At 63.2% G+C, this 9,185-nt stretch carries 9 protein-coding genes; 5 read left to right on the top strand and 4 right to left on the bottom strand.

Annotation, left to right across the window (positions count from 1 at the left end; genetic code table 11):
• Positions 1-6: 6 nt before the first annotated feature.
• Genes QZ329_RS09990 through QZ329_RS10005 form a run of 4 tightly spaced genes read right to left on the bottom strand, consistent with a single transcriptional unit; the run spans position 7 to position 2,431 of the window.
• Positions 7-702, bottom strand: coding sequence for a hypothetical protein (locus tag QZ329_RS09990; RefSeq protein ID WP_295751940.1), 696 nt, complete (start codon positions 700-702; stop codon positions 7-9).
• Positions 686-1,462, bottom strand: a complete 777-nt coding sequence (locus QZ329_RS09995; protein ID WP_295751944.1) for a hypothetical protein — start codon at positions 1,460-1,462, stop codon at positions 686-688. The genes QZ329_RS09990 and QZ329_RS09995 overlap by 17 nt, the downstream gene beginning before the upstream one ends.
• Positions 1,459-1,932 (bottom strand): hypothetical protein, encoded by a 474-nt coding sequence (locus QZ329_RS10000; RefSeq protein ID WP_295751947.1) that lies wholly within the window; start codon positions 1,930-1,932, stop codon positions 1,459-1,461. The genes QZ329_RS09995 and QZ329_RS10000 overlap by 4 nt, the downstream gene beginning before the upstream one ends.
• Positions 1,919-2,431 carry a sigma-70 family RNA polymerase sigma factor gene (locus tag QZ329_RS10005; RefSeq protein WP_295751950.1) on the bottom strand — a complete coding sequence of 171 codons (513 nt, stop codon included), beginning with the start codon at positions 2,429-2,431 and terminating at the stop codon, positions 1,919-1,921. The genes QZ329_RS10000 and QZ329_RS10005 overlap by 14 nt, the downstream gene beginning before the upstream one ends.
• Before the next feature lie 517 nt (positions 2,432-2,948).
• Between QZ329_RS10005 and QZ329_RS10010 the strand changes: the two genes are divergently transcribed.
• From QZ329_RS10010 to acrB, 5 genes are all read left to right on the top strand, one after another.
• Positions 2,949-3,749 (top strand): enoyl-CoA hydratase-related protein, encoded by an 801-nt coding sequence (locus QZ329_RS10010; protein ID WP_295751953.1) that lies wholly within the window; start codon positions 2,949-2,951, stop codon positions 3,747-3,749.
• Between the two features lie 157 nt (positions 3,750-3,906).
• Positions 3,907-5,463, top strand: a complete 1,557-nt coding sequence (locus tag QZ329_RS10015) for a CoA-transferase (RefSeq protein ID WP_295751956.1) — start codon at positions 3,907-3,909, stop codon at positions 5,461-5,463.
• 111 nt (positions 5,464-5,574) lie between these two features.
• Positions 5,575-7,050, top strand: a complete 1,476-nt coding sequence (locus tag QZ329_RS10020; RefSeq protein WP_295751959.1) for a 4-hydroxyphenylacetate 3-hydroxylase N-terminal domain-containing protein — start codon at positions 5,575-5,577, stop codon at positions 7,048-7,050.
• A 104-nt stretch (positions 7,051-7,154) separates the two neighbouring features.
• Positions 7,155-8,294: an acyl-CoA dehydrogenase gene (locus QZ329_RS10025; protein WP_295751962.1), complete on the top strand. Its 1,140-nt coding sequence runs from the start codon at positions 7,155-7,157 to the stop codon at positions 8,292-8,294.
• A gap of 18 nt (positions 8,295-8,312) precedes the next feature.
• The gene (gene acrB, locus QZ329_RS10030) at positions 8,313-9,113 is read left to right on the top strand and encodes an acryloyl-CoA reductase electron transfer subunit gamma (protein ID WP_295751965.1); all 801 of its coding nucleotides are present in this window, start codon (positions 8,313-8,315) and stop codon (positions 9,111-9,113) included.
• The last annotated feature ends 72 nt before the right edge of the window (positions 9,114-9,185 follow it).

The raw sequence follows: 9,185 nt of genomic DNA on the forward strand, positions 1-9,185 counted from the left end.
TTTTGTTCAGGGTTCTTCCTCCGGAGCCAGAGGCTCCTCCGCTTCCGGCCAGGCCTCCAGGTCCGCCGGATTCTCTGTCCCTTCCGCCTCCCCGGCCGGGACTCTGGAAAAAGCAAAGCTCCCCCTGGTTCTCCGCCCATGGACCAGGATGGTGTAGTCCCCCGTCCTGGCGATCTCCACAGACTGCTCCCCGTTCAGCGCGGACTCCTCCAGGAGGGTGTTCCCGTCCCCGTCGCTGATCTCCACCTCCAGCCAGCCGTTCCAGGTGTCAACCCGGCCCGCCAGGGCGTCCCCGGCCTCCAGACGGAGGGTGTGGGAGTCGAAGCCATTGAAGTAGCGGTAGTCCATCCGGTAGCTGGCCTCATCGGCGTAGCGGGAGCAGTCGGAAACGTTGAAGTACTCCCCGTTCTCCCAGGCCCAGGCGGCGGCATAGAAAACCAGCCCCGCTCCCACCAGGAGGAAGCAGAGGAACATTCCCAGCCAGTCGTACCGGACCCTTCCGCCGCCCCGGGCGGAGAGCAAAGTCTCCACCCCCAGGGACACCAGAATCAGCGGCGACGCCTTGAGGAGCCAGCCGGTCTCCAGCCCGGGCCACAGCAGGGAGGCCAGCATGGCGCACCCCGCCGTCACCAGCACGATTCCCAGCGTGAAGGTCCCCACCCGGCGCTGGGGCCGGGCCGCCCCCTCACTGACTGCCGTCATGGTCGGCCTCCTGCTTCTCCCGGAGCTCCTTCTCGTACTTCTCCACGTTGAACGCCGACTTCCACTCCAGGGTCACCGGCGCGGGTTCCGCGGGCGGTTCCGCCTGGGGGACCTCCGGGGCCCGGGGCTCCGGCTCCTGGTGAAACCGCTCCTCCGCCTCCGTCCAGGGGGTCGCCTTCATCTTCGGAGGCTCCGCCGGGCCCTTGGGCGGCGTGTAGGCGGGTTCGTCCCCCTTGGGGGCCTTGGGCCCCTTGATGAACCAGAGGCCCAGAGCGACAATCAGCACCGTCCCCAAAATCCGGGGCATATCCCAGACCAGCAGGCTATAGAGCCAGTCGAAGATGGGGAAGTGGTCCGCCAGCGTTCCAAGCACCCGCCGGGCGAAAATCTGATACACATTATAAAGGCCCACCACCACCAGCACCCAGCCGATGAGGCTTCCCCGGCGGCTGATGATCTGGGTCAGCTTCCGGGAGTCCATCTCGGACAGGCCGAACATGAACTCGTCCTCCGGGGCCATCCCCTCCCGAATCTGCCGGCGGAGATTGAAGCTGTCAAAAAACGAGTACATCCACAGCGGCGCGATCAGCACCGCCAGCACCCCCATTTCCAGGAATACCGCGATGAAGAGCAGGGCGGTGGCGATGATGGTCTGGGAGATGCCCCGCTTCATATACCCCTGGCACATCTGCCCGCAGCCGGGGACGCAGGCCCAGAGCAGGTGCCAGCAGCCCCCGAACATTTTTCGCAAAAACCTCATGAGTGATTTCCTCCTTCTATGAACTGGCTGGGGCGGAACCCGTCAAAAAAGTCCGACAAACCGGACACGGTCTGATGCAGGGAATCGCTGATCTCTCCCGTCAGGCCCGTAAGCTGCCGGGAAATGCTGGGCCGGTCCTCCGGCAGGCTGGACCGGGTGAATTCCACCCGCTCCCCGCCCCACAGCACAGTGAGGGCCAGGGCCACAGCCGCCGCCGCCGTGGCATACCGGCTGGTGACCGCCCGGACCGCCCGGTTCCGCACCCGGGCCCAGAGGGTCTTTTGGCAGGAGCGCTCCGGGACCAGCAGCGCCCCGTCCTCCAGGGCCATGGTATACCTCTGCAAGCAGCCGTCGCAGAAGGCCAGATGCTCCGCGATTTCCAGCCGCTCCAGCTCGCTGAAGCAGTCCTCATTTCCCGCCAGGGCCAGCAGCGCCTCGCCGCTCAGATGTCCGTCCTCACGAAATACCATGCGCGTCCCTCCTCTCCAATGCCTCCCGCAGCAGCCGTTTGCCTCGGGAGAGCTGTGTATATACGGTCTTCACCGGCCTGCCCAGGGCCAGGGCGGCCTCCTCGGGGGACCGCTCCTCCAGCAGGCACAGGCGGCACACCTGCCGGTAGGGTTCCTTCAATTCCCGCAGCGCCGCCTGCATTTCCTCCATGGCGCTCCGGCGGAGCACCGCCTCCTCGGCGGGCGGGGCCAGCCCCCGGGCCAGCTCCTCCTCCCCGGGAAGGACGGTGCGGCGGTTCCAGGCGCTTTGGAGATGGTCCTTGGCCTTGTTGGCGGCGACGCGGCCCAGCCACTGCCGCTCATACCCCTCCGGGAGGCTGTCCCGGTGAAGGTAGGCGGAGAGGAAGGTCTCCTGCGTCAGGTCCTCCGCCGCCGCCGCGTCCCGGACCAGCTGGAAGCAGACGGTGTACACCAGCCGCTCGTATTGCAGTACCAGCGCCGAGAATTGTTCCCTTGTCATGGATGCCACGCCGTCTCACCACCCCCTCCCTGGGCCCCCGGAACGCGTATCCGGCGGCCCGTTGTCGTCCGACATCTATCATACGAAATGCGCCTGGAGAATTCTTCACCCGTTTCAAAAAATTTTTTTACCCCCGGACAGAGCGGATGCCTCCTGTCCGTCCTTTTTATTCATATTTGAATAGGTGTTATTCATACATGAATAGTCCAGCCCCATTTCAGGGCTTTATGCGCGGTTTTCACAGAACAGCCGCCGCCAAATGCACGGTTTTTCCAAAAGCCTTTCGACTTCCGGAGCGTTCGCCGTTCCTTTGGACTATTCAAAAATGAATAAGCCCCCCAGATTCTGGGGCGGGCTCTCTCCCAAATGGCAAAAAAAGGCCCGGTTTTTTGGCATTGTGAACAGGAAACTGGCTATCGCGGCAGAAACTGCGGCTTGAAAAGCTGGCACAAAATTTGCTATAATAATCAGCGGGAAAAACGGGGCCTGACCCCGCAAAATAAAGGAGGACGCCACTATGTATCAAACCGTTCGTTACGAGAAGCAGGATAACATCGGCATTGCCACCATCAACCGTCCCGAGGCGCTGAACGCCCTGAACTCTCAGGTGATTTCCGATCTGGAGGCGCTGATCGGCGAGGTGGAGAAGGATACGGAGCTCCGGGCCTTCATCCTCACCGGCGAGGGCCGCTCCTTCGTGGCCGGCGCGGACATCGGCGAGCAAAAGCCCATGGACGTCGCCCAGGGCCGCAAGTGGGGCCAGCGGGGCAGCGCCCTCTTCCGCCGGATTGAGAAGCTGGAGATTCCCACCATCGCCGCGGTGAACGGCTTCGCCCTGGGCGGCGGCTGCGAGATCGCCATGAGCTGCGACATCATCCTGGCCGCCGGCCCCAACGCCGAGGGCAAGGGCGGCGCGAAGTTCGGCCAGCCCGAGGTGGGCCTGGGCATCACCCCCGGCTTCTCCGGCACCCAGCGTCTGCCCCGCCGGGTGGGCGCCGCCAAGGCCAAGGAGCTGATCTTCTCCGGCAAGGTCATCAGCGCGGAGGAGGCCAAGGCCATCGGTCTTGCCAACGAGGTCTATCCCCTGGAGCAGCTGATGGACGCCGCCATCGCCATGGCAAAATCCTTCACCGTCAACGCCCCCATCGCCGTAAAGTACTCCAAGGCCTGCATCGACCGGGGCATGCAGATGGACATCGACGACGGCATCGCCCTGGAGAACGAGCTCTTCGCCATGTGCTTTGCCACCGAGGACCAGAAGGAGGGCATGAGCGCCTTCCTGGAAAAGCGGAAGGAAAAGCACTTCCAGAACAAGTAACGCACTTTTCTTGAAAGAAACGTACGCAAAAGAACTTTCGCGCGCTCTATAGCCTGGTGACAACACGGGCCGGAGCGGCGGCAGCGGAGAAGTCTCCTTGCCGGGGCAAAGTTCTGTTTCAGCTCTATTCTATCATAGGAAAAGGAGTTCGGAAAGCATGAAAAAAGTTCGTGTGATTACCGCAGAAGAAGCGGCGCTGATGGTCAAGGACGGCGACACCGTCTCCACCGGCGGCTTCGTCAGCTGCGCCTGCCCCGAGGCGCTGACCAAAGCCCTGGAGCAGCGCTTCGTGGAAACCGGGCACCCCCGGGACCTGACGCTGTTCTTCGCGGCGGGCCAGGGCCACCGGGACGGCACCGGCGGCGACCACTTCGGCCACGAGGGCATGTGCAGGCGGGTCGTGGGCGGCCACTGGGACCGGGCCGCCAAGCTGGGCGAGCTGGCCCTTCAAAACAAGCTGGAGGCCTATAACCTGCCCCAGGGCGTCATCACCCACATGTACCGGGACATCGCCGCCCACAACATCGGCACCATTACCCACGTGGGCCTGTACACCTTTGTGGACCCCCGGAACGGCGGCGGCAAGCTGAACGAGTGCACCAAGGAGGACCTGGTAAAGCTCGTCAACATCGAGGGGGAGGAGCGCCTTCTCTACAAGCCCATCCCCATCAACGTCTGCCTGGTCCGGGGCAGCTACGCCGACGAGTACGGCAACTGCACGGTGCATCGTGAGATCGGCCCTCTGGACGTCACCGCCCAGTGCCAGGCCACCAAGAACTCCGGCGGCATCGTCATCGTCCAGGTGGAGAAGATCGTCCAGGGCGGCACGCTGGACCCCCGCCTTGTGAAGATTCCCGGCATCTACGTGGACGCCATTGTGGTGGGCAGCCCCGAGGACAACAACCAGTGCCTGGGCATGCCCTACGACGGGGCCCTCAGCGGCGAATTCCGCATCCCCGTGAACGACATCCCCTCCATCCCTCTGGACGCCAAGAAGATTCTGGCCCGCCGGGCCGCCATGGAACTGCCCCAGGACGCCATCGTGAACCTGGGCACCGGCGCGCCGGAGAAGATCGCCAACGTGGCGGCGGAGGAGGGCATCTCCGACAAGATGACCCTGACCGTGGAGGCGGGCTCCATCGCCGGCGTGCCCTACGGCGGCACCCAGTTCGGCGGCGCGGCCAACTCCATGGCCATTCTGGACCACAATGTGCAGTTTGACTTCTACCAGGGCGGCGGCCTGGACGTGGCCTTCTTGGGGCTCGCCGAGACGGCCCCCAACGGCGACTTGAACGTCTCCAAGTTCGGCACACGGCTTGCCGGCGCGGGCGGCTTCATCGACATCACCCAGAACGCCAAGAAGGTGGTCTACTGCGGCACCTTCACCGCCAAGGGACTCAAGACCGAGTGCCGGGACGGCAAGCTGGTCATCACCCAGGAGGGCGCGAAGAAGAAGTTCGTGAACCAGGTGGAGCACATCACCTTCTCCGGCACCTACGCCAACAAGGTCCGCCAGCCGGTGCTCTACGTCACGGAGCGGGCCGTCTTCGAGCTCCGCCCCGAGGGCGTGACCCTCATTGAGATTGCCCCGGGCATCGACCTCCAGACCCAGGTTCTGGACCAGATGGAGTTCATGCCCAAAATTGCCGAGGACCTGAAGCTCATGGACGAGCGCATCTTCCGTGACGAGCTCATGGGCCTGGCAAACGACTGATCAAATTTGGCGCAAGCCTTTTGAACGGCTTGCGGAGTCCGGAGGCAGAGCCTCTGGCGGGGGAAAGGGGCGGAGCCCCAGCGCCCCAACAAAACTAGGAGGAACAAAAACATGGCTTTAATGACCGCGCAAGAGTACATCGAGAGCCTGCGCAAGCTGAAAACCCGGGTGTACATGTTCGGCGAGAAGATCGAGAACTGGGTGGACCACCCCATGATCCGCCCCAGCATCAACTGCGTCGCCATGACCTACGCCCTGGCCCAGGACCCCCAGTACAAGGACCTGATGACCGTGAAGTCCAGCCTGACGGGCCATACCGTCAACCGCTTCACCCACCTGCACCAGTCCACGGAGGACCTCATCAACAAAGTGAAGATGCAGCGCCTCCTGGGCCAGAAGACCGCTTCCTGCTTCCAGCGGTGCGTGGGCATGGACGCCTTCAACGCCGTCTTCTCCTCCACCTATGAGATCGACGAGAAGTACGGCACCCACTACCACGAGAACTTCAAGAACTTCATCACCATGGTCCAGGACAACGACCTCACCGTGGACGGAGCCATGACGGACCCCAAGGGCGACCGCTCCAAGGCCCCCAGCGCTCAGGCGGACCCGGACATGTACGTCCACGTGGTGGAGCGCCGGGAGGACGGCATCGTGGTCTCGGGTGCGAAATGCCACCAGACCGGCTCCATCAACTCCCACTGGCACATCTTCATGCCCACCATCTCCATGGGCGAGGCCGACAAGGACTGGGCCGTCTCCTTCGCCTGCCCGACGGACGCCGAGGGCATGTACATGATCTACGGCCGCCAGTCCTGCGACACCCGGAAGCTGGAGGAGGGCGCGTCCATCGACGTGGGCAACGCCAAGTTCGGCGGCCAGGAGGCCCTGGTGGTGCTGGACCACGTGTTCATCCCCAACGAGTACATCTTCCTCAACGGCGAGTATGAGTTCGCCGGCATGATCGTGGAGCGCTTCGCGGGCTACCACCGCCAGAGCTACGGCGGCTGCAAGGTGGGCGTGGGCGACGTGGTGATTGGCGCCACGGCCCTGGCCGCGGAGTACAACGGCGTGGAGAAGGCCAGCGCCGTGAAGGATAAGCTCATCGAGATGACCCACCTGAACGAGACGCTGTACTGCTGCGGCATCGCATGCTCCTCTCAGGGCTTCAAGACCAAGGCGGGGAACTACCAGATCGACCTGCTGCTTGCCAACGTCTGCAAGCAGAACGTCACCCGCTTCCCCTATGAGATCGTGCGCCTGGCTGAGGACGTGGCCGGCGGATTGATGGTCACCATGCCCTCTCAAAAGGACTTTGAGAGCGGTACCGTGGTGGGCCGGAACGGCGAGACCATCGGGGACATCTGCAACAAGTTCTTCGCCGCCCGGGAGGGCGTCTCCACCGAGGACCGCCAGCGCGTCATGCGCTTCCTGGAGAATATGTGCCTGGGCGCGGCGGCGGTGGGCTACCGCACCGAGTCCATGCACGGCGCGGGCTCTCCCCAGGCCCAGCGGATCATGATTGCCCGTCAGGGCAACATCCAGGGCAAGAAGCAGCTGGCCAAAGACATCGCGGGCATCCAGTAAGTCCCCTATTTCATCATAGACCCGGACAGCCCCGGGCCGCGCAGACCCGGGGCTATCTTTTTGTACGCAAAAATTCCAAATTTTATATAAGGAGCGAACATCACATGGATTTCAATCTGAGCCGTGAGCACCAGCTGATCCGGAAGATGATGGCCGAGTTCACCGAGAACGAAGTGAAGCCCATCGCCGCCGAGACCGACCTGAACAGCGAGTATCCCCGGGAGAACATCGAGAAGCTGTTCAACCTGGGCGTCATGGGTATGTGCGTGCCTAAGGAGTACGGCGGCACCGGCGCGGACCCCCTGGCCTCCGCCATCTGCATCGAGGAGCTGAGCAAGCAGTGCGCCTCCACCGGCGACATCGTCGCCACCCACAACGGTCTTTGCTGCGACCCCATCCTCACCCACGGCACCGAGGAGCAGAAGAAGAAGTACCTCCCCATGCTGACCACCGGCCACAAGGTGGGCGCTTTCGCCCTCACCGAGCCCAACGCCGGTTCCGACGCCTCCAAGGGCCAGACCGAGGCCAAGCTGGAGGGCGACCACTACGTGATGAACGGCTCCAAGATCTTCATCACCAACGGCTATGTGGCGGACGTGTTCGTGGTTTTCGCCATGACCGACAAGTCCAAGGGCACCAAGGGCATCTCCGCCTTCATCGTGGAGAGCAGCTTCCCCGGCTTCAGCGTCGGCAAGCATGAGGTGAAGATGGGCCTCCACGGCTCCCCCACCGCCGAGATCGTGTTCACCGACTGCATCGTTCCCAAGGAGAACATGCTGGGCAAGGAAGGCCGGGGCTTCCCCATCGCCATGCAGACCCTGGACGGCGGCCGCATCGGCATCGCGGCCCAGGCCCTGGGCATCGCCGAGGGCGCGCTGAACGAGGCCAAGGAGTACACCAAGGGCCGCGTCCAGTTCGGCAAGCCCATTTCCAAGTTCCAGAACACCCAGTTCACCTTCGCCGACATGGAGATGGGCTGCGAGGCGGGCCGCCTGCTGACCTATCAGGCCGCCGTCCTCAAGGGCCAGGGCGTCCGCTACACCAAGGAGGCCGCCATGGCCAAGCTCTGGTGCTCTGAGCACGCCATGAAGACCACCACCAAGGCGCTCCAGATGTTCGGCGGCTACGGCTATACCAAGGACTATCCCATGGAGCGCATGATGCGCGACGCCAAGATCACCGAGATCTACGAGGGCACCAGCGAGGTCCAGCGCATCGTCATCTCCGCGAATATGGGACTTTAAGAGGAGGAGGAAGCCATCATGAAAATCATTGTCTGTGTCAAGCAGGTCCCCGATACCTCCGGCAAGGTGGCCGTCAACCCCGACGGCACGCTGAACCGGGCCTCCATGCTGACCATCACGAACCCCGACGACATGAACGCCGTGGAGGCCGCCCTGAAGCTCAAGGACGAGACCGGCTGCAAGGTGATCGTCGTCACCATGGGCCCGCCCCCGGCGGCCTCCATGCTCCGGGAGCTCATGGCCATGGGCGCGGACGAGGGCGTGCTGGTCTCCGCCCGGGAGTTTGGCGGTTCCGATACCTACGCCACCTCTCAGATTCTCGCCGCCGCCATTGACACCATCGGCGTGGAGAAGGACGACGTGGTCATGTGCGGCCGCCAGGCCATCGACGGCGACACCGCCCAGGTGGGCCCCCAGATCGCCGAGAAGCTGGGCCTGCCCCAGGTGACCTACGCCGCCGACATCCACAAGGACGGGGAGAACATCACCGTCAAGCGGATGCTGGAGGACGGCTATATGACCATCAAGGTCCAGACCCCGTGCCTCCTGACCTGCATCAAGGAGCTGAACAATCCCCGTTACATGTCCATCGGCGGCATCTACGAGACCTACAACAAGCCTCTGGACACCTTTGACTTTGACAAGCTGAAGGACCACAAGCTGATCGACCCCAGCACCATCGGCCTGAAGGGCTCTCCCACCAACATCTTTAAGAGCTTTACGCCTCCTCAGAAGGGCGTGGGCGTCATGCTGGAGGGCAGCGGCAAGGAGACCTGCGAGGAGCTGGCCGCCATCCTGATTAAGAAACACATCATCTGAGAAGGGAGTACATAGATTATGTCTAATTTCAACAGTGCGGATATCGCTGCCTTCAAGGACGTTTGGGTGTTC

This window comes from uncultured Oscillibacter sp., from assembly GCF_910579365.1.
Lineage (GTDB): Bacteria > Bacillota > Clostridia > Oscillospirales > Oscillospiraceae > Oscillibacter.